24 protein-coding genes and 1 tRNA gene are annotated in these 24,096 nt (G+C 33.4%); 4 read left to right on the top strand and 21 right to left on the bottom strand.

From position 1 onward, the window contains the following. Positions 1–8 precede the first annotated feature (8 nt). The 9 genes from bamA to rho form a co-directional block, all read right to left on the bottom strand. Positions 9–2,249, bottom strand: coding sequence for an outer membrane protein assembly factor BamA (bamA, locus tag FHQ18_RS08310; RefSeq protein ID WP_149266705.1), 2,241 nt, complete (start codon positions 2,247–2,249; stop codon positions 9–11). Then, positions 2,242–2,868 carry an ATP phosphoribosyltransferase gene (gene hisG / locus FHQ18_RS08305; protein ID WP_149266704.1) on the bottom strand — a complete coding sequence of 209 codons (627 nt, stop codon included), beginning with the start codon at positions 2,866–2,868 and terminating at the stop codon, positions 2,242–2,244. The genes bamA and hisG overlap by 8 nt, the downstream gene beginning before the upstream one ends. Continuing rightward, the gene (murA, locus tag FHQ18_RS08300; RefSeq protein WP_149266703.1) at positions 2,858–4,120 is read right to left on the bottom strand and encodes a UDP-N-acetylglucosamine 1-carboxyvinyltransferase; all 1,263 of its coding nucleotides are present in this window, start codon (positions 4,118–4,120) and stop codon (positions 2,858–2,860) included. The genes hisG and murA overlap by 11 nt, the downstream gene beginning before the upstream one ends. After that, complete coding sequence (prmC, locus tag FHQ18_RS08295; protein ID WP_149266702.1) at positions 4,105–4,941, bottom strand: peptide chain release factor N(5)-glutamine methyltransferase; 837 nt, start codon at positions 4,939–4,941, stop codon at positions 4,105–4,107. The genes murA and prmC overlap by 16 nt, the downstream gene beginning before the upstream one ends. Positions 4,942–4,947: 6 nt before the next feature. Further along, positions 4,948–6,015: a peptide chain release factor 1 gene (gene prfA, locus FHQ18_RS08290; protein WP_149266701.1), complete on the bottom strand. Its 1,068-nt coding sequence runs from the start codon at positions 6,013–6,015 to the stop codon at positions 4,948–4,950. Next, positions 6,005–6,913 (bottom strand): DUF1385 domain-containing protein, encoded by a 909-nt coding sequence (locus FHQ18_RS08285; protein WP_149266700.1) that lies wholly within the window; start codon positions 6,911–6,913, stop codon positions 6,005–6,007. The genes prfA and FHQ18_RS08285 overlap by 11 nt, the downstream gene beginning before the upstream one ends. Positions 6,914–7,115: 202 nt before the next feature. Further along, positions 7,116–7,847 (bottom strand): FAD-dependent thymidylate synthase, encoded by a 732-nt coding sequence (thyX, locus tag FHQ18_RS08280; RefSeq protein WP_149266699.1) that lies wholly within the window; start codon positions 7,845–7,847, stop codon positions 7,116–7,118. A gap of 15 nt (positions 7,848–7,862) precedes the next feature. Continuing rightward, on the bottom strand, positions 7,863–8,087 hold the full coding sequence (gene rpmE, locus FHQ18_RS08275) for a 50S ribosomal protein L31 (protein ID WP_149266698.1): 225 nt from the start codon (positions 8,085–8,087) through the stop codon (positions 7,863–7,865). A 73-nt stretch (positions 8,088–8,160) separates the two neighbouring features. Further along, positions 8,161–9,402, bottom strand: coding sequence for a transcription termination factor Rho (gene rho, locus FHQ18_RS08270; RefSeq protein ID WP_223144600.1), 1,242 nt, complete (start codon positions 9,400–9,402; stop codon positions 8,161–8,163). Positions 9,403–9,871: 469 nt separating this feature from the next. On the opposite strand from rho, the gene FHQ18_RS08265 reads away from it, so the two are divergent. After that, positions 9,872–10,267 (top strand): (deoxy)nucleoside triphosphate pyrophosphohydrolase, encoded by a 396-nt coding sequence (locus FHQ18_RS08265; protein WP_188020376.1) that lies wholly within the window; start codon positions 9,872–9,874, stop codon positions 10,265–10,267. 170 nt (positions 10,268–10,437) lie between these two features. On the opposite strand, the gene FHQ18_RS08260 is transcribed toward FHQ18_RS08265, so the two are convergent. The 4 genes from FHQ18_RS08260 to FHQ18_RS08245 form a co-directional block, all read right to left on the bottom strand. Then, positions 10,438–10,794 (bottom strand): DUF5615 family PIN-like protein, encoded by a 357-nt coding sequence (locus tag FHQ18_RS08260; protein ID WP_149266695.1) that lies wholly within the window; start codon positions 10,792–10,794, stop codon positions 10,438–10,440. Further along, complete coding sequence (locus FHQ18_RS08255) at positions 10,787–11,017, bottom strand: DUF433 domain-containing protein (protein WP_149266694.1); 231 nt, start codon at positions 11,015–11,017, stop codon at positions 10,787–10,789. The genes FHQ18_RS08260 and FHQ18_RS08255 overlap by 8 nt, the downstream gene beginning before the upstream one ends. 310 nt (positions 11,018–11,327) lie before the next feature. After that, the gene (locus FHQ18_RS12920) at positions 11,328–11,396 is read right to left on the bottom strand and encodes a hypothetical protein (RefSeq protein WP_425457900.1); all 69 of its coding nucleotides are present in this window, start codon (positions 11,394–11,396) and stop codon (positions 11,328–11,330) included. Between the two features lie 195 nt (positions 11,397–11,591). Then, positions 11,592–11,688: transfer RNA gene (locus FHQ18_RS08245), tRNA-Sec, on the bottom strand. A 352-nt stretch (positions 11,689–12,040) separates the two neighbouring features. On the opposite strand from FHQ18_RS08245, the gene FHQ18_RS08240 reads away from it, so the two are divergent. Both FHQ18_RS08240 and FHQ18_RS08235 read left to right on the top strand, forming a co-directional pair. Next, positions 12,041–12,868 (top strand): MBL fold metallo-hydrolase, encoded by an 828-nt coding sequence (locus FHQ18_RS08240; protein WP_149266693.1) that lies wholly within the window; start codon positions 12,041–12,043, stop codon positions 12,866–12,868. After that, positions 12,846–13,871, top strand: a complete 1,026-nt coding sequence (locus FHQ18_RS08235) for a zinc-dependent alcohol dehydrogenase family protein (protein WP_149266692.1) — start codon at positions 12,846–12,848, stop codon at positions 13,869–13,871. The genes FHQ18_RS08240 and FHQ18_RS08235 overlap by 23 nt, the downstream gene beginning before the upstream one ends. Positions 13,872–13,873: 2 nt before the next feature. Here the strand turns inward: FHQ18_RS08235 and FHQ18_RS08230 are convergent, their stop codons facing one another. Genes FHQ18_RS08230 through FHQ18_RS08205 form a run of 6 tightly spaced genes read right to left on the bottom strand, consistent with a single transcriptional unit; the run spans position 13,874 to position 21,835 of the window. Next, on the bottom strand, positions 13,874–15,229 hold the full coding sequence (locus FHQ18_RS08230; RefSeq protein ID WP_149266691.1) for an ATP-binding protein: 1,356 nt from the start codon (positions 15,227–15,229) through the stop codon (positions 13,874–13,876). Continuing rightward, positions 15,207–16,493, bottom strand: a complete 1,287-nt coding sequence (gene hisD, locus FHQ18_RS08225; RefSeq protein WP_149266690.1) for a histidinol dehydrogenase — start codon at positions 16,491–16,493, stop codon at positions 15,207–15,209. The genes FHQ18_RS08230 and hisD overlap by 23 nt, the downstream gene beginning before the upstream one ends. Continuing rightward, positions 16,477–17,550 carry a GGDEF domain-containing protein gene (locus tag FHQ18_RS08220; protein WP_149266689.1) on the bottom strand — a complete coding sequence of 358 codons (1,074 nt, stop codon included), beginning with the start codon at positions 17,548–17,550 and terminating at the stop codon, positions 16,477–16,479. Before FHQ18_RS08220 ends, hisD begins: the two co-directional genes overlap by 17 nt. Beyond that, positions 17,550–19,913 carry a DNA polymerase I gene (locus tag FHQ18_RS08215; protein ID WP_149266688.1) on the bottom strand — a complete coding sequence of 788 codons (2,364 nt, stop codon included), beginning with the start codon at positions 19,911–19,913 and terminating at the stop codon, positions 17,550–17,552. The genes FHQ18_RS08220 and FHQ18_RS08215 overlap by 1 nt, the downstream gene beginning before the upstream one ends. Continuing rightward, positions 19,910–20,830, bottom strand: coding sequence for a branched-chain amino acid transaminase (locus FHQ18_RS08210; protein WP_149266687.1), 921 nt, complete (start codon positions 20,828–20,830; stop codon positions 19,910–19,912). The genes FHQ18_RS08215 and FHQ18_RS08210 overlap by 4 nt, the downstream gene beginning before the upstream one ends. A gap of 15 nt (positions 20,831–20,845) precedes the next feature. Next, positions 20,846–21,835, bottom strand: coding sequence for an NAD(P)H-dependent glycerol-3-phosphate dehydrogenase (locus FHQ18_RS08205; RefSeq protein WP_149266686.1), 990 nt, complete (start codon positions 21,833–21,835; stop codon positions 20,846–20,848). Between the two features lie 49 nt (positions 21,836–21,884). Between FHQ18_RS08205 and FHQ18_RS08200 the strand changes: the two genes are divergently transcribed. After that, positions 21,885–22,163 carry a late competence development ComFB family protein gene (locus FHQ18_RS08200; RefSeq protein ID WP_149266685.1) on the top strand — a complete coding sequence of 93 codons (279 nt, stop codon included), beginning with the start codon at positions 21,885–21,887 and terminating at the stop codon, positions 22,161–22,163. A gap of 25 nt (positions 22,164–22,188) precedes the next feature. Here the strand turns inward: FHQ18_RS08200 and FHQ18_RS08195 are convergent, their stop codons facing one another. Further along, positions 22,189–22,653, bottom strand: a complete 465-nt coding sequence (locus FHQ18_RS08195) for a ferritin-like domain-containing protein (RefSeq protein WP_149266684.1) — start codon at positions 22,651–22,653, stop codon at positions 22,189–22,191. Positions 22,654–22,664: 11 nt separating this feature from the next. Then, positions 22,665–24,095, bottom strand: a complete 1,431-nt coding sequence (locus FHQ18_RS08190) for an NADH-quinone oxidoreductase subunit N (protein WP_149266683.1) — start codon at positions 24,093–24,095, stop codon at positions 22,665–22,667. Position 24,096: the final 1 nt, after the last annotated feature.

The raw sequence follows: 24,096 nt of genomic DNA, 5'->3' as shown, positions 1-24,096 counted from the left end.
ATTTTAATTTAAAACATTCCACCTATTGAAAAATCCCACCTATCTAGAGATTCTCCTTCTTTTCTATCAAGCTTTCTTCCATACTCAAGCCTCAATGGTCCAATTGGGCTAAACCACCTAAATCCAAAACCTACAGATTTCCTTAAATCATAAGAGAAATAATCCTCACCATTGTCATAAACTTGTCCAGCATCAAAGAATATGACACCCTTCAATTTTGCAGCCTCAGATAAAGGAAATGTCACTTCAGCATTGAACAGTACATATTTATCACCACCATAATCGTACCCGGTCTCATCCTTTGGTGATATATCACCATATTTAAATCCTCTCACACTGTACATACCACCCAATCTATAACGCTCATCAATAGGTATTGGATCACCATTCAAAGATTTTACATACCCTATTTCACCATGCAACATCCCCACAAATTTCCAGAAAAGAGGAAAATATTGAGCAGACTCAACCCCAGTTTTCACAAAATTGTTATCCCCACCAAGAATACCACCAGCATATTTTACAAAAACACGAGATTTATTACCCTTTGTAGGATCAAATGGATTGTCTAATGTATTCCATACCAATGATGGAGTAAAACTTATTGTGACAGTTTTACCTTCTTGTTCTTTAATGTAATCGGATGCTGTATCATCAATATCATAAATATCAATCTTATCATAAGCCAGACGATAATAAGCATAAAGTTTTCTTTCAATAATAGAATGTCCAAGTCTCAATGCCCCACCCATCGATTTCTTTGTATATTCAAAATAGCTACGTTTCAGATTGTAAAGATCAAAACCAAATGTGATTGGTCTATCAAACAACCATGGATTTGTAAAACTTAAAGTATAATCTGTCCTTTTTGCTGAAAATTCTGATTTCAAGCTCAACTTGTAACCCAAACCAAAAAGATTTTGTTGGGAAACTTGGATTGTCCCTACAAACCCATCCAGTGTAGAGTAACCGGCACCAAGAGTAAACATACCTGTAGGTTTTTCTCTTACATCAAGTTTCAAATCAACTTTATCCTGAGCTACTGGATCTTCAACAAGACTAACTTCTTCAAAATAACCGGTATTTTCAACATGCCTTTTAGATGCTCTTATCTTTTTACTGTTGTAAATTTCCCCTTCATGTATATCAAACTCACGTCTTATCACTCTGTCTCTAGTTTTTGTATTACCATTTATGATTATCTCATTTATATGGACAAGAACATTTTCTTCAATTTTGTAGACAATATCTACGGTTTGTTTTTCATCATTTAGTATTGTGTTTGGGTCAACATTTGCAAAGGCATAACCTATCTCTGTAAAAGCATCTGTCAAAGAGTCTATATCATGTCTAAATTTCTCACTTGAAAAAAGCTCTCCCTCTTTTAATGTTAAACGTTTTTTAAGTTCATCATCTTTTCTATGAACATTCCCTTCAAAAGTAATTTTTCTTACTTTATAAGGCTTACCTTCTTCAATCCTGAAAGTAATAGTAATTTTTGTTTTATCATCACTCAATTTCACTTCAGGCTCTGCAACTTTTACCCTCATATAACCACTATTTAGATATTTTGCTCTGATTCTCTCCCTATCAAGTTCAAGCTCTTCCCTCTTTAATTTACCACTACCCGTTAACCACGAAAAGAATCCCTTCTCATCTGTTTCAATAATCTTTTTTAATTCTTTATCCTTAAAAGCCTTATTACCGTAAAAATTAATTTTTACTACTTTAGCTTCTTTGCCCTCATCAATTGTAAATATCAGGTCAACACTGTTATCCTTTCTTTCTTCAATATCATAACTAACTTTGACATTATAAAAATTTTCATCCTCATATTTTCTTCTAATTTCTGCTATACTCTGTTCAATCCTTCTTTTATTAAAAGGATCCCCCTCATGAATCACTAATACTTCTTTTAGAGTATCCTCTTTGATTTCATCATTACCTTCAAAATATATTTTATTTATATAAGGTTTTTCTTTTACAATATAAGTAAGAACTACCTTCTCATCTTTGATAGTCAAATCAACTTTTACATCTAAAAATAAACCTGTCTTATAAAGATTTTTTACCGACTCATCTATTTTCTTTAAATCAAAATCGTCACCTGGTTTTACACCATTTTCAATAATTGTAGACAAAGGTATTCTGTGATTCCCTCTTACCTCAACCTTATCGATTTTAATTTCTGCATAAACTGTAAAAGAAAAAAGAAGAATAAGTAGAATCAACCTAATTTTTTTAATCATCAATAACCTCAACAATATCTTTAATTCTATTAAAATAAACTTTTGTTAAATTTTTATTAGCAATTAACCTAGCAGTTGACTCCATTATTGTTTCAATCTCTTTTAAACCGTTCCTTTTCAAGGTTTCACCAGTAGAAACAAGATCCACAATTAAATCTGATAATCCCACCAATGGTGCAAGTTCTATAGAACCATAAAGTTTTATGGTTTCTACAAAAAAACCTTTCCTGAAAAAAAACTGTTTTGTGATATTTGGATATTTTGTGGCAATCCTTAAATTATGATTATACTCCCCATTCCAGTCTTTTAGACCAGCCACACACAACCTGCAGTAACCAAATCTTAAATCAAGGAACTCATAAACATCAGGCTCAAGTTCATCAAGAATATCTTTTCCTACTACACCCAAATGACATGCCCCATTCTCCACATATGTAGGCACATCCATGTTTCTAACAATCATAAAACGAATTCTGTTTTCTGTATCCTCAAAAATCAACTTTCTCGAACTAAAATCTATGCAATCTGTAGAAATCCCTTTTTCAACCAATAATTTTATTGTATCTTCGGCAAGTCTTCCCTTTGGAAGAGCAATATTTATAAATTCGTCAAACCCCATTTTCCTCTCTCTTTATTTTAGCTCCTAAACTGTTAAGTTTCTCATCAAAGCGCTCATACCCTCTATCTAAATGATAAATTCTATGAACGTGGGTTTCTCCATCAGCCACAAGACCGGCAATAACAAGAGATGCACTTGCCCTCAAATCAGATGCCATTACGTGGGCACCACTCAATTTTTCCACCCCATTCACCACAGCAGACCTATCTTTCAATCTGATATCTGCACCCATCCTCTTAAGTTCTGCTACATGCATAAATCTGTTTTCAAAAATCGTTTCAGTAATTACTGAAACACCATCAGCCACACACATCAAAGCCATAAACTGAGCCTGTAGATCCGTAGGAAAACCAGGGTAAACCTGTGTAGTCACATCTGCAGCTTTCAACCTGCCAGTAGAAGAAACCCTTACTCTTTTATCATTAATAAAATCTATACTCACACCAGTTTCTGAAAGTTTTTCAAAAACTGTTGTCAAACATTCCTGTGGAACACCTTCTATTTCCACATCTCCTCCAGTGATAGCAGCAGCACACATGAGAGTAGCAGCTTCGATCCTATCATTCATCACAGAGTAATTTGCTGGAGACAATGAATCCACTCCATAAACTGTTATTGTTTTTGTTCCAATCCCTTCTATCTTAGCACCCATCTTTTTTAAAAAGTTTGCAAGATCAATCACCTCAGGTTCAATTGCAGCATTGTAAATAGTAGTTTTTCCCTCAGCAAGAACAGCAGCCATTAAAACATTCTCAGTACCTGTGACAGTAACAAGGTCAAAATATATATCAGCACCTTTCAACCTATCACACTCAGCAACTATATAACCATGCTCAATATTAATATTTGCACCCATCTGTTTCAAAGCCTTAATATGTTGATCCACAGGTCTCTCCCCTATTGCGCACCCTCCGGGAAGAGAAACACGTGCCTTCCTTCTTTTTGCAAGAAGAGGCCCCAAAACAAGAATACTTGCTCTCATTGTTTTAACAAGGTCATAAGGTGCTTCAAAGGCATCATCATTTTTATTTTTCAATAAGATTTCATTACCATTGAAACTTGGTTCAATATCTAGGAGACTAAGTAACTTCAATAAAGTTCGTACATCTCTCAAATTTGGAACATTATCTATTTTATATTCACCATCACAAAGAATAGTTGCAGCAATAATGGGTAATGAAGCATTCTTAGAACCGCTAACTTTAACCTTACCCTTTAAAGTATTACCACCCTCAATTACGAGTTTTTCCAAATCAATACCCTCTCTTTTCCACTCAAATCTTTCTTCAATTCAATCTCTCGACCCTTGAAAATCTCAAACAAATTATCTCTCTTATTATGCGGTACTTCAAAAATTATAAATCCATCTTTTTTACACAAATTAGGTAGTTTATACAACAACTTTTTATAAAATATCAACCCTTCATCCTCCGCAAAAAGGGCTTCTTCAGGCTCATATAAAATCGACTCTTCATAATTATCCATTCTATCCACATAAGGAGGATTACAGGTAATTATATCAAAATATATCCCTTGCTTAAAAAGATTATCTATTTGAAGCACATCAAAACAAACTGGAATAAATCTTTCATTCACTTCTAAATTTACGGCATTTTTCCAAGCTATTTGCAATGCCCTAAAACTTATATCCACGGCTACAGCTTTTAAATTTTCATTATTTTTAATCATAGAAATAGGTATACAACCGCTACCAGTGCAAAGGTCGAGCATTATTCCCTTATTTACTCTTTTTAATGCTTCTTCCACAAGTATTTCTGTTTCATAGCGAGGGATCAACACATTTTCATCTACATAAAAATCATATCCATAGAAATGCCTTTTTTTCGTTATATAGCTAATAGGATATTTCTTTTCTACCTTTTGCAACACATTTAATAAATTTTCATTTACAGGGAAAGGGTGCTGAAAGAAAAAAATTAGATTTTCATAAGGTATTTTATATACAAAAGATAAAAGTTCCTTTACCTGAGACCTGGAAACATGAGAAAAATTATCTACAATATAGGTATAAATATCAAATAATCTGTAATACTGCCCCTTTTTAAGAGACATCTAACTTTAAAGTCCAATCTCTTTCAGCTTTTCCGCCTGATCATAGGCTATTAGAGCATCAATGATTTCATCTAACTCCCCTTCCATCACCTGATCCAAATTGTAAAGAGTCAAGTTAATCCTATGATCAGTAACCCTGTTCTGAGGAAAATTGTAAGTTCTTATCCTTTCACTTCTATCCCCAGACCCTACTTGCAGCTTTCTGCTAGAAGCAATCTCTTCCTGCTGTTTTCTTATTTCCATCTCAAGAATTTTTGCCTTAAGTAATTTCATCGCTTTTTCTTTATTTTTAATCTGACTTCTTTCATCTTGGCATGAAACAACAATTCCTGTTGGGATATGGGTAATTCTTACTGCCGAGTCTGTAGTATTTACATGCTGTCCACCTGCACCGCTTGCCCTGAAAACGTCAATTCTTAAATCATTTGGATCTATTGTTACTTCCACATCTTCAGCTTCTGGTAAAACTGCCACAGTACATGCAGACGTATGAATTCTACCACCTGATTCTGTTACAGGGATCCTCTGCACCCTGTGACCACCACCTTCAAACTTCAAACGGCTATAAGCACCTTTCCCTTTCACCAAAAGTACAACCTCTTTATATCCACCAACACCTGTTTCATTATAATCCACTATTTCGGTTTTCCACTTCTTTTTCTCCGCATACCTCATATACATTCTCAAAAGATCCGCAGCAAAAAGAGTAGCTTCATCTCCACCTGTACCAGCCCTAATTTCAAGATAAATATTTTTTTCATCATAAGGATCTTTTGGCACAAGAAGAAGTTTTAGTTCCTGCTCAAGTTTCTCAAGCAACTCTTTCCCTTCTTCAATCTCCATTTCAGCCAATTCTTTCAGTTCTTTATCTCCAGATTCAAGTATCTGTTTAGCTTCAGCTATATCTTGCTCGACCTTTTTATATTCTTGATACTTTTCAACTATTGGCTTTAATTCAGCATGCTCCTTTGCTATCTGCTGATATGTTTTGTTATCTGTCATTATATTTGGATCAGATAACTTCTCTGTAAGAATATTATATTTTTCTACAACCTCATCTAACTTATGAAACATATACAATCCCCTCACCTTCTACTTCTTTATCCAAAGCAAGTTTTAACGAAATAAGAGCCACTTCCAACTGACTCTCATCTGGCTCCTTTGTTGTAAGCTTCTGCAGCCACAAACCAGGCTTTATAAGTGACCTTACAACAGGATTATTATAGTATTTATCACTCAACTTCAAAATTTCATAGGAAATACCAGCAATAACTGGTATAAAAATAACTCTACTGAGTAACTTTATAAGAAAATGAGCATCCTTTGGAATGAGTGAAAAAACAATAATACTCACTATCATCACAATGAGAAGGAAACTCGTACCACATCTTGGATGAAATCTACTCATTTCCTTAGCATTAGCTACACTAAGCTCTTTTCCTTGTTCGTAGGTATAAATTGCTTTATGTTCAGCCCCATGATATTCAAAAACCCTTCTAACATCTTTAAAAAAGGTAATAACAAAAAGATAAAGTATGAAAAAAATAACTCTTATCACCCCATCCACAGCATTGTACAGCAAAAAAGAATTCTTCACTGCTGGCATCACATGTTTTAACAAATCAGTAATCAACAACGGCAAAAAAACAAACAATCCAATTCCAAATCCAAGACCAAGAATCATACTTATAAAAAGTTCTTTTTTACTTACTTTTTCTTCCCCTTCACCAAAAGCATGATACGCAGAAAAATTCAATGCACTAATACCTAATATTAGAGCATTATAAAGCGCAACAAGCCCTCTTATAAAAGGTTTCTTAAAAAAAGATTTTGAATCGATACTAATATCTTTCTTTTTAACCACAATTTTACCATCTTCACGGCGAACAGCAATAACAAACTTACCAGGTGCTCGCATCATAACACCTTCTATAACTGCCTGTCCACCAACATCTAACTTCTTTTTATTCATATATCACCATACCACAATAATTTATTTATTTTATACTTATTCAAAAAGCCAGTTATTATAATAGCCAACATTCGTGAAAAATAAAGAAATTTAATAAAAATTTTTAATCCTACGCTAACATTCTGCTAAATATTGATTAGATAATGTTTCAAGACCAAAAATCACAGGATATTGAGCATTTGTAGCTCAATATCCTGTACATCTAATTTAATCTGTTATATTTTCTTAAAAGCTCTGCATATTTTCTTTTCACATCCTGCGCCTTACCGCAAGTCATATCCCCTTCTTTACATTTGTCTGTAACACAGCTTGGACCAGCATATTTGAATATACCAGGTGCGACCTTCAAACATTCCTCAAGCATTAACTCGGCAACCCTTCTAATTTCCCATTGTGCCCTATTGCAACATCTCAACTCAAAAAAATGTAAGAGTTCTCTAGCATTCATCGTTACAATTATTTTTGTTTCACATGCATTTGGTAACACATACCTAGCATCCTCAGTAGGCACACCTGCTTCTATCATTTCGTCATATAAATCAGCAATTTTACTCATAAAATCTTCATATTTTAATTTTAGCTCTTCATTTGCCTTGATAGAAGGGGGAAGTATATATTCAAAACCACCTTTATGTTTTACGTATCTTTGCGATCTCTGCGAATAGCTGGCAATCCTATGTCTTACAAGCTGATGTGTCATCGCTCTAGAAACGCCTTCTATTCCAAAAGTGAATGACACATGCTCTAATACTGAATGATGCCCAATACTCACTATCTTTTCAATAAATTTCAACTGGTCAGTTTTTTCAATACTGTTCTGCAAACTATCAATATCAGCTTCAGAGGAATAACACAGCTTTGCAGCAAGAGCAGCTGTAAGCTCAGGATCGTGCGTATATTTTAAAAGCTTAACTTTTACTTTCGCTTCTTTCAACTCGATTACACCAAATTATTTGTTTTTCTTCAAACTCTCAGCGTAATTCCCGTATTTTTTCATAAATTTCTCTACTCTACCTGCTGTATCCACAAACTTCTGCTTACCTGTAAAAAATGGGTGACATGCAGAACAAATCGCAATACCTGTTTTTTTAGCAGTTGATAATGCTCTTATTTCGTTACCACAAGCACATTTAAATACCACTTCGTTTACTTCAGGATGAATACCTTTTTTCATTTATCCTATCCTCCATTACTAATAATTTTTCAAAGTTTAACTTTTAACACAATTTATTTTTCTTTGTAAAGCACTATTTACTCATTGACTCAAGAAACTCTTTATTGGTCTTAGTCCCTTTAATTTTATCAAGAAGAAACTCCATAGCATCCACAGAGTTCATATTACTCAAGAACCTTCTGAGTATCCATACTTTATTCAACTCTTCTTTAGTAAGTAAAAGCTCTTCTCTTCTTGTACCTGATTTATTAATATCAATAGCAGGAAAAATCCTTCTTTCAGCAAGCTTCCTATCAAGATGTAGTTCCATATTACCTGTTCCCTTAAACTCTTCAAAAATTACCTCATCCATTCTCGATCCAGTATCAATAAGAGCAGTAGCAATTATCGTCAGAGATCCACCTTCCTCAATATTTCTCGCAGCACCGAAAAATCTCTTTGGCTTATGAAGCGCATTGGCATCCACACCACCACTCAATACTTTTCCACTTGGTGGTTCAACGGAGTTGTAAGCTCTTGCAAGCCTTGTAATACTGTCAAGAAGAATACATACATCATTACCATGTTCAACAAGTCTTTTTGCCTTGTTTAAAACCATCTCAGCGACATGCACGTGTCTGAAAGCTGGCTCATCAAAAGTAGAACTAACTACCTCTGCTTGCACAGATCTCTGCATATCCGTAACTTCTTCAGGACGTTCATCTATAAGCAAAATTATAAGATATACTTCTGGATGATTTTTAGTAATACTGTTCGCAATGGATTTCAGAAGCATTGTCTTACCAGCTTTTGGTGGAGCAACAATAAGCCCCCTCTGCCCTTTCCCAACGGGTGCAAGCAGATTCATAATTCTTGTATCATAGGCTGCAGGAAAAGCCTCTAGATTCATCCTTTCGTCAGGAAATAATGGAGTTAAGTTCTCAAAAAGATTACGCTGCCTTTTGGGTGGCTCCCAATTCACCCTCTCTACTTTCAAAAGAGCAAAATACTTTTCATTATCCTTTGGAGGTCTGATTTCACCCTGAATGGTATCACCACTCCTAAGTCCAAGCCTCTTAATCTGAGCAGGTGAAACATAAATATCATCAGGCCCAGGTAAATAATTGGCATCAGGAGACCTTAAAAAACCAAAACCATCAGGGAGAACCTCTAAGACACCTTCTCCGTAAATTTGTCCATTTTTCTCACTTGCAGCCTTTAAGATTTCAAAAATCAATTCCTGCTTCAAAAGATTATCTGCATGCTCGATATCAAAATCATTGGCAATAGCAACAAGTTCTTCAATAGACTTTTTCTTTAATTCCGATAAATTCACACTACACCTCATTGTTTGATTGAAATTGTTTATGGATTATTTATTTCCTATGTCTTAAGTTATGAACACACAAAACCCGATGTATCAAAACAACAATTTCTGTTTTTTGTATAAGTGTGAAATTAATAACATTGAAATCACTTGTCAAGATTTTTTTAATAAACATACAAACTATTTTTTCTCAAGTTATTATAAATTAATTTCCAGCTTTTTATTTTTAATTCCTATTTAAAATTAGTCATTGATTAAATTGTGGCAGAAGTGGGAAAAATCAAAGATTCAAGCAAACGGTTATTCCATTATGAAATGGTTATAAAAAATATTATGTATAAGTAAGTTACAGCAAAAAGGTAAATTTGTTTATAATCTGAAAATAACGGATTTTATCACAATCTTAATCCAGCACCAGAAGGTTACAATCCTTACTTTTCATTGAAGACTTGCTGTGTTAATGATATTATATTCATTAATGAAAGAAGTAGCTGCAGCAATTATACTTGATGATGAAAAAAGGATATTATTAGCACGTCGTAAAACAGGAGAAGTTCTAGCTGGTTATTGGGAATTCCCGGGTGGTAAAATAGAAGACGGAGAAACTCCTCAACAATGTATAGAAAGGGAGCTTTTCGAAGAATTGAATGTAAAGTCCGTCGGAAAAAAGATTCTGGGGGAAATAATATACCATTATAATCGTAATAAAATCAAATTGATAGGTGTATTAACTGATTTAATAGATAAAAATTTTTTGCTAACAGTTCATGATAAGATTCTGTGGGTGTCATCTACAAAAGTACTAAATTATAATTTGGCACCAGCAGATGTAGTTCTCTTTCAGAAAATTAGAAGGTATATAAAAAATGTTTGATCCTAAGTTTAAACCAGGACAAAAGATAAGTAATAAAGAAAACATAAAGGTTCAAGTAAACGGTTATGAAAAATTATTATGTGTGAGCGAATTACAACAACTGGGTATAATTGTTTACGATCTGAAAACAACATATTTTATCACAATTTTAGTCCAGCACCCGGGAAGAGTTAAAGTAAATTTATTACACGGATTTTATTAGGCTTTATCACGATAAATTTACGGTAAAGGTTTTCATTATATTTGCTTATTACCTTTAAAAGCGTATTTGTAATATTAATAAGCTCATCATAGCGATAGCGTAAATATATTACTCCAATTGTTTCTATCTTATGAGCAAATACCCATTCTCCAAAATCTGAATCTTCCGTGATAATAATTGCTCTTTTATTTATTGCAAGCTCAATCACTTTTTGGTCGGTAATTCCTGGGTAATTTTCCATAACAGATATTACATCTATTGATTTTTGACGAAGAATTTTGACTAATTTATAATTGACACTTTCATCAATTAGAAATTTAACCAACAACTTCCTCGTTAGCTACCAAATCGGCAGAATAAGCAAGAACAGCTTTAATATCTTCTTCTGTTAAATTAGGATATGAATCAAGCAACTTCTCAATAGGCATACCTTCACTCAACCTACGAAGAATGAGCTCAACAGGTATTCTGGTGCCTTTTATCACAGGTTTACCCAGCATTACAGTAGAATCATAGATGATTCTTTCTTTATAGTCTATTTTGCTCATAATTGCACCTCTATATCATATTTTAGAATAGTTTCTAATTTACGGCAAGCGATTTTATAACAAAGGTAATTGGTAATATAATATTGAAAATTTAAAAATTCTTATAGTTGTGATAAAATCATAATGACAGTTGCGGCTAAAAAGACATGACGCTAACAGCCCTGTTCCTGTCCATAACAGTGGCAAGTAAGGAACAGGAGGAGGAAATGACTAATTTGGTTAGTTTAGGCGGATTTTCTTTATTGTTAAAGTCAAGCAAAAATCCCCATCCTTAGGGGTTTGAAAATTCCCCAGTTAAATTCAGTTGTTATCAACAGATTGTAAATTTGATTCGATAGCTTTCACCTGTAATCCTGAATATATGAGCATGATGAACCAATCTATCAACAATAGCTGATACTAAACAGCATTTCCAACTATGTTAGCCCACTCCTCAAAAGACCTATTCGTGGCAATAATAATTGAACCATTTTTTATATATGCGCCTTATTATCTCAAAAAACTCAGCCACATGATTTAGCGGTATATTCTTAATCCCAACCTCATCTAATAATTAACAAATCAACCGAAAAAATGGCGGGAGTGGGAAGGAATCGAACCTTCCTTTCGCCACAAGGACGAAACAGTGGGCTTTGAAGGCCCCGGGAGGCACCAGCACTCCAACCACTCCCAGTCCAATGTAATTTACAGTTTTTTTCACAAAAATCAATATCTGCTAATATTTGCGTCCCCCAATTTTACAAATACCCCTAATAAGTAAGGGTATTAAAGGTATTAGAGGTTGTAAGGGTAATAAGGGTTGTAGAAGTGGTACTAGAATTCAATTTCTATAATTTCCTCAACCTAAACCTTAACCTAAACTTTTTTAAACGTTGAACATTGAACATTGAACTTTTTCTACTTTCCAACCTCCCCATTCTCCCATACAACCCATACAACCTTTAATACCTTTACAACCCTTACTACCCATTATTTATATATTATTTTTCTTGTTTTTAACATAATTATCAATATAATTGAACTATGATTCACCAAGCTACAAACTTTTATGAATTAACTGCATACAAACTTGGTAGATTTTATAATGCAATAAATCTTACTGTCCATTTCTTTACACTTCCTGAAATATATATTGACTCTGCTCAACCTGTAATGGAAAAACATTTCATCGAGATTGCTAAAAACCATATACCAAGGTACTGCTTGTTAACCCATTATCATGAAGATCATTCAGGTAACGCGGCAAAACTAAAAAAATTATTTAATACCAAAATAATCTCTCATAAACTTTCATATTCTTATCTCTCTAACGGGTTTAAACTTTTTCCTTACGAAAAAATGATATGGGGAAAACCTGAAAGATTCACTCCTGATCTCTTTTATAAAGAGCTTTTGGATTTAGGAAAATACACATTTAAAATAATCCATACACCAGGACATTCAATTGATTCAATATGTCTTTTAGAAATAAATAGAGGGTGGCTGTTCACCGGAGATTTATATATCTCATCAAAACCTAAGTACCTTAGAAAAGATGAGAATATCTACGAAATTTTAAAAAGTCTAAAAAAAGTTTTATCTTTAGACTTTGAAGTGATGTTTTGTGCCCATAAAGGAATTATTACTGACAATCCAAAACTACTAATTAAGAAAAAAATAACCTACATTGAAGAAATTATCGAAAAAGCCAAAAATCTGCGGAAAAAAGATATGTCTTTAAAAAAAATCAGGAATAAACTGCTAGGCAAAGAGGATATAACTTCTATTGCAACAAATTTTGATTTTTGTAAATTAAATTTTATCAAAGCAATTTTTCAGGAGGAACTCAATGAAGGCAATGGTTATCAATAAAATCTGCAACGTCCTCAATGAAGCCCCTTTAACTTTAGTAGATATTCCTGCACCTAACATAAGTAATAATGAAATTTTAATAAAAGTGAACACCTGTGGTGTATGTCATACAGAACTTGATGAAATAGAAGGAAGAACTCCTCCATCTTCCTTTCCAATGATACCAGGACATCAAGTAGTTGGAAAAGTTATAGAAAAAGGCAAAAACGTAACACTCTTCGAAATAGGTGATAGAGTAGGTGTAGGTTGGATTTTTTCAGCTTGCGGTAAATGTGAATTTTGCCAAAGGGGGCTTGAAAATCTTTGCAATGATTTCAAAGCCACAGGTAGAGATGCTCATGGTGGTTATGCAGAATATATGAAAATAAATGAAAATTATGCTGTAAAATTACCCGATAATTTCAGTGATGAAGAAGCAGCACCTTTATTATGTGCCGGTGCAATAGGATATCGCTCATTAAAACTTGCAAATATTAAAAATGGAATGAATCTTGGCTTAACGGGATTTGGAGCATCTGCACATCTTATTCTGAAACTGGTCAAATACCTATATCCTGATTCAAATGTATTTGTTTTTGCAAGAAACCCTAAAGAACGCGAATTTGCATTGGAACTTGGCGCCGCATGGAGTGGAGACACAACTGATAACGCTCCTGAATTGCTTCATGCAATCATAGACACTACCCCCGTTTGGAAACCTATCGTTGAAGCAATGAAAAATCTTGCTCCGGCAGGAAGACTTGTAATAAATGCTATTAGAAAAGAAGATATTGATAAAAATTACCTTTTAAACCTTTCTTACGAAAGGGATTTATGGCTTGAAAAAGAGATAAAATCTGTAGCCAATGTTACAACCTCTGATATTAAAGAATTTGTTGAAATTGCCTCAAAAGCAAATATTAAACCGGTTTATCAAACATACTCGTTGGAAGAAGCCAATTTAGCATTAAGGGAATTAAAAGAGAAAAAAATAAAAGGTGCAAAAGTATTAAAAATCAACTGAACCTACTCACAAACTATTTCTCTTTTGCAACTAGAAACAGGTAAGATAATTTTAAATGTTGTTCCTACACCTTCTTTTGATTCCACTTCAATCTTCCCCTCATAATTTTCAACAATATTCTTAACAATTGTTAACCCCACCCCTGTTCCTTCCTCTTTAGTAGTAAAACTCAAAGAAAATACTTTCTCTACAATCTCCGGCGGAATCCCTTTTCCATTGTCGGCGACAAATATTATAACATTTTCATCAACAATATCTGTACCAATAACAATTTCACCACCACTTTTAGTTCCAAATTTTTCTGTTATTGCATCTTTAGCATTTACAATTAAATTCAACAAAATCTGCTCTAAATGATTTTGATTTATATAAAGATCACAGCATTTGTTGAATTTAATTGTAAACTTTATATTCTTTCCTACAAGTCTGTTGTAGAATGAAGTAATTTCTTTAATAAACGAGCATAAATTAACTTCTGTAATTCCATAAGAATCAGTTTTACCTAGATTTTTTAATGAATATGTAAAATTTTTTAGCACTTCTACATATTTATGAATTTGCTCGATAATTTTTTTATCAGGATTACTATCATCCACCCTTGCTCTAAGATAATCTGTCAGTGAATATATACCTGTAAGTATGTTCTTCATATCATGGGCAATATTATGGACAAACCTTCCCATTGCCACAAGCTTTTCGTTTTGAATTAAATTTCTTTCTAATCTTTTAAGCTCTGTTATATCCTGCTTAATTGCACAAAACTCTACAATTTCCCCTTCCTCATCAAAAAGAGGAAAGATTATACTCTCATCCACATAAAGTTCACCATTTTTCTTCCTGTTTACAAATTCCCCTTTCCACTCTTTCCCTGATAATATTGTATCCCATAAATTTTTGTAAAACGCTTCATTTTGATGATCAGTTCTCCAAATCCTAGGATTTTTTCCATAAACCTCATCAAAAGTATAACCACTTAGCTTTTCAAATCCATAATTCACAAATACTATATTTCCTTTTATATCCGTAATAATTACCCCAAATGGAGCCTGATTAATGATTGAGTTTAAAGTGAAATATTTATCTAGGAAATCCTCTAGATTAGTCCTGTCCTCAAGAGTAAAAACAATATTATCGTCAATTTTTGAAACAACTATTTTAAAAACTTTCCTTAGTTCTTTAATATCAATAGTAAAAGATTCATTTTCCCTGTTATCATTGTAGTAATCTCTAATTTTATCAATAATTATTTCATAGTTGTATAGGCTACTAAATTTACTATTAACAAATATTACCTCAAGGTTTTCATTTGTAACTAATATTGGATAATTATAACTGTCAAATATCTGTTTTAAATCCATTTAACATCCGGTATTTTACTGAATCTCTATGAGCTGTAAGCCCTTCACTATCTGCCATATCCATAATGTTTTTTCCAAACTTTGTCAGGTAGCCTAAAGAGCACTGAATGATGCTGCTTCTTTTAATAAAGTCATAAGTACCTAGAGGAGAAAAAAATCTCGCACTTCCCCCTGTGGGAAGTGTATGATTAGGTCCTGCAAAATAATCCCCCACAGCTTCAGGAGTATAATGCCCCATGAATATGGCACCCGCATTTTTAATCTTATAAAGATATTCAAATGGATTTCTCACACACAGCTCAAAATGCTCTGGAGCAATTTTATTTACAAAATCTATCCCTTCTTCAAGATTCTTAACAAGTAAAATACCTCCAAACTCTTTCAACGATTTCTCAGCTATAGATCTACGCTCCAACTTAAAAAGCTGAGAAATCAGCTCTTGTTCAATTTCCTTTGCAAGATCTTCATTATCAGTAATTGTAATTGCACTGGCAAGCTCATCATGCTCAGCCTGTGAAAGCATATCAGCTGCCACAAAGGTAGGATCAGCACTATCATCAGCAAGAATAAGTATTTCACTAGGACCAGCAATCATATCTATATCTACTGTTCCAAAAACCATCTTCTTAGCCAAAGCTACATAAATATTACCAGGTCCTACTATTTTATCCACTTTTTCCACACTCTCAGTTCCATAAGCAAAAGCAGCAATTGCCTGAGCTCCCCCCACTAAGTACACCCTATCCACACCTGCAAGGTAAGCCACACCTAGCACAAGTTCATTTATCTCCCCACCACTTGTAGGGCTCATCATATAAACCTTATCCACTCCAGCAACCTTTGCTGGCACAGCATTCATTAGCACAGTGGAAGGATAGCTTGCCTTACCACCAGGTACATATATTCCAACTTTTTCTAGCGGAGTAATCTTCTGCCCCAAAACAGCTCCATTGCTCTCCACTAAAAAGGTTTTCTCCAGTTGAGCCTGATGAAAAAACTCAATATTATCCTTTGCTCTGTTGAAGGCTACCTTTAAATTTTCAGGAATTTTTTCATAAAAGGTTTTAAGCTCACTTCTCTCAAAGTAAAATTTCTTTTCAAGATCATAGTTATCAAACTTTTTAGTTAATTTAATTAAAGCCCTATCACCCTCTTTTTTTACTTTTTGAATAATCTCAATTACAGAATTAAGATATTTCTCCTCAAAAATTTCTCCTCTATTTAAAATCTTTTCAATCTTCTCAGAGTCAGGATAAAATATCATCGTTAACCCCTATAATTTTTCCATTCCCTGTATTTTTACCTTTATAAAGTTTCTCATCAGCTACTTTAATTATATATTCTGGTTTTATTTCACTTATTTCTTCAGAAGGAACTAACACAATTCCTCCAGTAATATCTAAAGTTTCTGGCAATGCTAGTTCTACACGCAACCTAGCAACAATATCTTTTATCTTTTTTGCAACACCTTGTGTCATTAAATTATTAGCTTCTGGCAATATTAAATAGAATTCATCTCCACCAAACCTTCCCACAATATCAGCTTTTCTGAATGTTTCTCTCAATATCTTAGCAAAACTTTTTAAAAAGTCATCACCTGCAAGATGACCTTTAGTATCATTTATCTCTTTAAAATTATCGATATCAAAAATTCCAAAAGCAAAACTCTTTCCATATCTTTCATACATATTTACAAATCGCTCAAGAAAATCATAGAGAGCAAGTTTATTATAACTACCTGTTAAAAAATCTATTAACATTTGTTTTGATAATCTCTCAGCATCAAACAACTTTCTAAGAGATACTGCAATTTTAAATGATAAATCTTTAATAAAATCTGTTCCTCGTCTTTCAATAAATCTTTTAGGATTAGCCGAATATAAATTTAGCGAACCGATAATTTTACCATTCTCAATTATTGGCGAAATTAAATATGAATTCATCTCTTTACAAACATCATACTCACTAATAAAGTTAACCCTTCCTACCCCCGCATAAACCTTCTTCTCCAAGAAAAAATACTTAAAAATCTTTCCCTCTACAAAATAAACTTTCTCATCTATTATATCACTCTCTCTTTCAAAAGGAAAAGCTTCCCTATCAATAAAAAGCGCTGCTTTATCAATTTCAAAAATCTCTTCAAGATACTTTAGAGGTTTTTTTGCAATTTCATCTATTGATTCGGAAAGCAAAAAAGCATATTCAACAACCTTAAAACCCTTCTGTTTAACCTCGTTTTCTTTTATCAGCTCCAGAATCCCTTCCAGTTCTTTCTTTAGGTCATGATTTTCTTTTAAGATTTCATTAAGTTTTTTACTCACTACTTTAAATCTCCCCAGGTTTTTCCAACCCCATAATTCACTGAAAGGGGTACATCTAGTTCGATCACGCTTTCCATCAATTCTTTTGTATCTTTTATAAATAGATCAATCACATCATCTTTTACTTCAAAGATCAGTTCATCATGTATCTGCAGTATCATTCTAGCATCAATCTTTGTATCTTGTAAATATTTATATACACTAATCATAGCAAGTTTTATAATATCTGCTGCAGATCCTTGAATGGGAGCATTAATAGCAATTCTTTCGGCACGCTGCCTTAACATCTTATTTTTACTATTAATATTCCTTATAAACCTCTTTCTGCGAAGTATGGTTTCCGTATACCCCTTTTCACCGGCCTGTTTTATAATACTTTCAATATAATCCTTTACCTTGGGATAAAGTTTAAAATATTTATCGATAAAATCCGACGCTTCTTTTTGTGAAATTCCTGTATCTCTTGCTAATCCATAAGGGCTTAGACCGTACACTATACCGAAATTCACTGCTTTAGCAATCCTTCTTAATCTGGCATCCACCTTATCCACATTAAATATCTCTTTGGCTGTCTTTGTATGAATATCCTCATTTTTATGAAATGCTTCTAATAATTTTTCATCTTTTGACAAATGAGCCAAAATTCTAAGTTCTATCTGAGAATAATCAAAACTCACAAAACTGAACCCACTCTCGGCCTCAAAGCAATCTCTGATCCTCTTTCCATAATCCGAACTTGTAGGAATATTCTGCAAATTCGGATTTGTAGAACTTATTCTGCCCGTTGCAGTTCCTGTTTGATTAAACTCTGAATGAATCCTTCTAGATTCATCTGCATAATTTAATAAGTTTACAGTATATGTGCTCTTAAGTTTATTCAATTCTCTATATGCAAGAATTTTTTCAATCAATATAAAATGCTCTGGATTCTGAATAATCAGCTCTTTTAAAGCCTCTTCAGATGTTGAAAAACCTGTTTTTGTCTTCTTAACCGGCTTCAAACCCAGCTTTTCAAATAAGATTACCGATAACTGCTTAGGCGAATTTAAATTAAACTCTTCTTTGCAATAATCAAAAATCTCTTTTTCAATGTTAATTAATTTTTCATCAAGCTCTTTGTGTATATTATATACCTTGTCTGCATTTATCTTAATCCCAATTTTTTCCATCTCTGCAAGGATAAGCAATATATTGCATTCAATATCACGATAAAGTTTTTCTAGCTGAAGGTTTTTAAGTTTACTAACTTCTTCTTCTGCCAAAGAAGATAACCTTTTTAAAAAAGTCTCTACACTCTCATCTTTATGTTTTTTAACGCTTCCTTCATCCGGATTATTCATCCAGGATATTATTTTCAAATCATAAAACTTTTTCAGATCTACCTTATTATTTTTGATAATCCCTTTTAAATCATAAAAATAATTAATCTCTTTAAGTATTGAAAAATCATTAACCAACTTTCCATTTTTGAAAAGAAATAATTCATTATCTATCCAAGCAGCCAAATCAACATAATTCTCCCCCGAAACTGAATCATCAAAACCTTCTCCAAATAGTCGCTTGTAAATAGTTTTTAGTTCAAGATCACTCAAATATTTCTTAAGCTTCTCATTGTCTTGTTTATTATCACGTATCTCAATATCATCTATTTCTTCAAGCTTAATTAATGACCTGCTAAAAAAAGCATCCTCTTTTCCTGCTAACAGCTTCTCCTTTAGCTTACCTTTTACTTCATCAATATTTTCATATAGGTCTTCAAGAGATCCGAATTGACTAACAAGTTTTGCTGCAGTTTTTTCTCCAACCCCTCTTACCCCAGGGATATTGTCAGATTTATCTCCACACAAAGCTAAAAAATCCTTAATCTGCTCTGGATAAACGCCTATCTTTTTAAAGACACCATCCCTGTCCAGTGCAATGTCATCCTGATAATCATATATTTTCACTCTATCATTTACGAGTTGATGCAGATCTTTGTCCTTTGTTATAAGGTATATATTTTTATCATCATTCCTTTTAATTAAAGTATAAATTATATCATCAGCTTCAGTGGCTTCTTTTACTGCCACACAGACACCCATTAATGGTAAAATTTCTTTCAATCTTTCAATTTGAGGGATTAAATCTTCTGGCGTCTTTTCTCTCTGTGATTTGTATTCCTTATGAATTTTATGCCTATTAGTCTCACCCTTAGAATCAAATACTACATAAATTGTATCAGGATTAAGTTTTTCCCTTAAAGAGATGATTAAATTCAGAAATGAATGCAGTACCGATGTAGGTACCCCCTTTGAATTACTCAAAGGGGGAGTTTTATAATAAATTCTATAACTTACAGAATGACCATCAATAATCAGTATCATTTAACAAAAGCCAACCAATCACTGTATTTTTTGTTTTTACCTTTTACAATATCAAAAAATGTACTTTGAATTTTCTCTGTTATCTCACCTCTTTTACCGATTCCTATAGGTCTTCCGTCAAGTTCTCTGATAGGAGTCACTTCTGCTGCAGTACCAGTAAAAAACGCCTCATCTGCAATATACATTTCATCCCTTGTAAATCTTCTCTCAATTACTTCATATCCCAAATCTCTAGCAATTGTGATAATAGAATCTCTCGTAATCCCTTTCAGTATAGATGTAACAGGTGGAGTATATACAACACCATCTTTGATTATAAAAACGTTTTCACCACTCCCTTCAGCCACATATCCATCAGGATCTAAAAAGAGTGCCTCATCATAACCACTCATCAAAGCTTCCCTTTTTGCCAGTACGGAAGTAATGTAATTACCACAAGCTTTAGCTCTAGTTGCAATAGTATTAACATGAAATCTGTTAAAGCTTGATGTTTTCACTCTTATACCGTTTTTTATCCCTTCTTCACCTAGATATGCACCCCAACTCCACGCAGCAATAACTATATCAACAGGAAATTCATCATTTACTGAAAGTCCCAAACTTTTATATCCATAATAAACTATAGGTCTGATATAACAGCTTTTAAGCTCATTTTTTTTCACTGTATCGAGTATTGCATCAAATATTTCTTCCTCTGAAAAAGGTATTTTCATCATGAATATCTTTGCTGATTCAAAAAGCCTTTTAACATGTTCTTTGAGCCTAAACACCGCAGGCCCTTCATCTGTCTCATAACATCTTATCCCTTCAAATACTCCCACACCATAATGTAGGGTGTGCGTCAAAACATGAGTTGTTGCATCCTCCCAATTTAAATATTCACCATTTTTCCATATAAGCTTCCCACCTTCAAACATGATTCCTCATTCCTCCTATATATTTTCTTCTTTAAGCGGCCTTCTCATTATGTCATAAAATGATTCTTGAGGATCTTTTGACTCGTAAATTATTTTATATACCTCTTCAGTTATAGGCATCTCAATTTCCAATTTTTTAGCAAGTTCATACGCAGCTTTTACTGTATAAACACCTTCAGCAATCATTTTCGTACTCTCAGTTATTTCTTCAATCTTTTCACCTTTTCCAAGTCTTATCCCCACAGTTCTATTTCTGCTTAATTCACCAGTACAGGTAAGCACTAAATCTCCCATCCCAGACAAACCCATAAAAGTCTCTAATTTACCACCCATCTTCAAACCAAGTCGGGTAATCTCTCTTAGTCCCCGAGTGATAATTCCAGCCCTGGCATTATTACCAAAACCAAGCCCATCAGATATTCCTGTAGCAATGGCTATTACATTTTTCATTGCTCCACCAACTTCTACCCCAACGACATCGTCCAACGTGTAGCATCTAAAATATTCATTGGAAAATATCCGTTGCCATAACTTAGCCTCACTATTATCAAATGATGCTATGCTAACAGCGGTAGGTTTCCTCAAGGCAACTTCCTTCGCAAAAGAAGGGCCTGATAATACGGATAGTTTGACATTTACAACTTCTTCAAAAATCTCATGAACAAATTTTTTATGTTTTATTTCTATCCCTTTTGTTGCAACAATTACATGTTTATCATTTAACAATTCTTTAAACTTTACTAACGTATCTCTTGTGAATTGCGTAGGGACAACCCATAATATCTTATCAAAATCTGCACTCAATTCTTCAAAAAGAAAACATTTAAGTCTTTTATTTAGCTCTATACCTTTTAGAAATATACTATTTTCATGCTTTTTATTGATCGATTCTTTTACTTCTTCTTCAAGCACATAAAGCGATACGTCGTGATTATTATCTGACAATAAATTTGCTAATGCTGTGCCCCAACTACCACCACCGATAACTGCTATTTTCTCTTGCAATCAACTCCCTCCTATACTAAATTTAATTATCCCTATTTTAGGAGGATTTATGGCTAAAATCAACATTTATGATGTCGAAAAAATAAAAAATATTAATGAAAAGAGAGTCTGGGATCTATTAGTTCAATTTTATGAAACTCATTCTGAGTATTGTACATGTAGAGACTGTATTTTGGATGTTGTTTCAATTACTTTGAACACAATACCTCCTCATTATCAAGTTTCAGACGATCCTGCCCCTGCAATTAAAAAAATAAGTGACGAAGATATTTTAAAGACAATAAAAGAAGCTGCTGATAGAGTGGCAAAATACCCACATCACATATAAAAAAAGGGAGCTTTTAGCTCCCTTTTTAGTTCTCATCATAAACTATATCGTCATAAATATTCTGTATCTTATTTCGATGATTTGCCTCTTCAACGGCCATTCTTCTAAAGAACTCTTCTGCTTCACTTCCAGCAAATTTTTCTGCAAGCTTTTCGTAAAATATTCTTGAATTATCTTCATGTTTCATAGCTATTCTTAATACATCCTGAACTGACATATCTTCAGTAATCACCTGCGGAAGAACCATTTGTGCTATACCCAAATCTGTAGTATAAAATTTAGTATCAAGTCCTATATGTTCAATCTTCCCTGTTTCCATAGCTTTCGTAATCATTTCTCTATGTTTCACTTCCTCTTCAGCCAACTCTTTAATAATAGCTTTTGCACCAAGATCACTTAGCAAATCGTAAAGTTTCATATAAAAATCATGAGCCTTCTGCTCTTTATCAAGCGCATCTTCCAGCGCTTTTTTCAGTGTAATTTCACTCATATCTGTCCTCTTTAAACAATCATACTCTTAACAATATTAATTAATAAGCTTGGGAATACTGTTAAAAGCAATACTACAACAGATGCTATAAACGTTGCAATAAACGCTGCTGGTCTTAAATTAGCTTCTACATCGTATTCAGCTTCTTTAAAGTACATGTATACTGTAACTCTCATATAGTAGTAGCATGCAATTGCACTGTTCAATACACCGATAATGGCAAGCCAGTAAATTTTAGCTTTTATTGCTGCCATAAAGATGTAAAATTTACCGATAAACCCTGCAAGTGGTGGAATACCTGCCAATGAGAACATAAATAGTAACATTGCAAGGGAATATAATGGATGTTTTTTAGCCAATCCAGCAAAGCTTTCTAATCTTTCATCATCAATTATCCCTTTATTTTTAAGCACTGAAAGTAATGTAAATGCACCGATATTCATAAAAGCATAAATCATTGTATACAATGCTATAGCTTGATAACCAATATCATTTGCAGCAACCAAGCCTATCAACATATATCCAGCATGTGAAATTGCTGAATAAGCAAGCATCCTTTTAACATTGTTTTGAGCAATAGCCACCAAATTACCATATGTCATTGTTAACACAGCTAATATTGCAAAGAACAACTGCCATTTTTCAACAACTGGCACACCTGCAACCATTAAAAATCTAACCATACCACCAAATGCTGCTGCTTTGGGTGCTACTGTCATGAATCCAGCTACCGGAGTTGGTGCCCCACTATAAACATCAGGCGCCCACATATGGAATGGAAACGCTGAAATTTTGAATGCAAATCCTGCAAACATTAATATTAACCCAAAGATTATGCTAAAATGTGAAACGCCGTTATTTCTAATAAACTCTGCAATAATATGGTACTTAGTACTACCTGTATACCCGAATACATAAGTCAAACCATATAAAAAGATTCCTGATGAGAATGCACCCATTATAAAATATTTTATACCTGCCTCATTGGAAGTCAATTCTTTTTTGTTGTACCCAGCAAGTATATACATAGAAATAGCCATTGTCTCTAAGCCAAGATAAAATACAGATAAATCTGTAGCACTAACCATAAACATCATACCAATGATACTGAAAAACATTATAACGTAATATTCACCTTTGTTGATCCCTCTATCTTTAAGGTAATCAACAGAGCCAAGCGTACTCATTATATAAGCAAAAGCAAATGTTAGAAAAAATGCATAAGAGTACACATCCCAAACAACCATTTTGTTAAAACCGAATATTTTAAATCCATTAAATGGAGGAATTGACGCAATCAATGCCAATAAAACAAAAGCAATCCCAAAATACCCCACTCCAGATTTTCTGTCCTCACCGGCCAATACATCTATCACAATCAGTAAGAGGCCAAAAATCGTCATTAAAATTTCAGGCAATATTGATACGATACTTTGTGCCATT

This window comes from Deferribacter autotrophicus, from assembly GCF_008362905.1.
Classification (GTDB): Bacteria; Chrysiogenota; Deferribacteres; order Deferribacterales; family Deferribacteraceae; genus Deferribacter; species Deferribacter autotrophicus.
The sequence above is the reverse complement of the archived record's forward strand: the minus strand, read 5'-3'. Positions and strand labels throughout refer to the sequence as shown.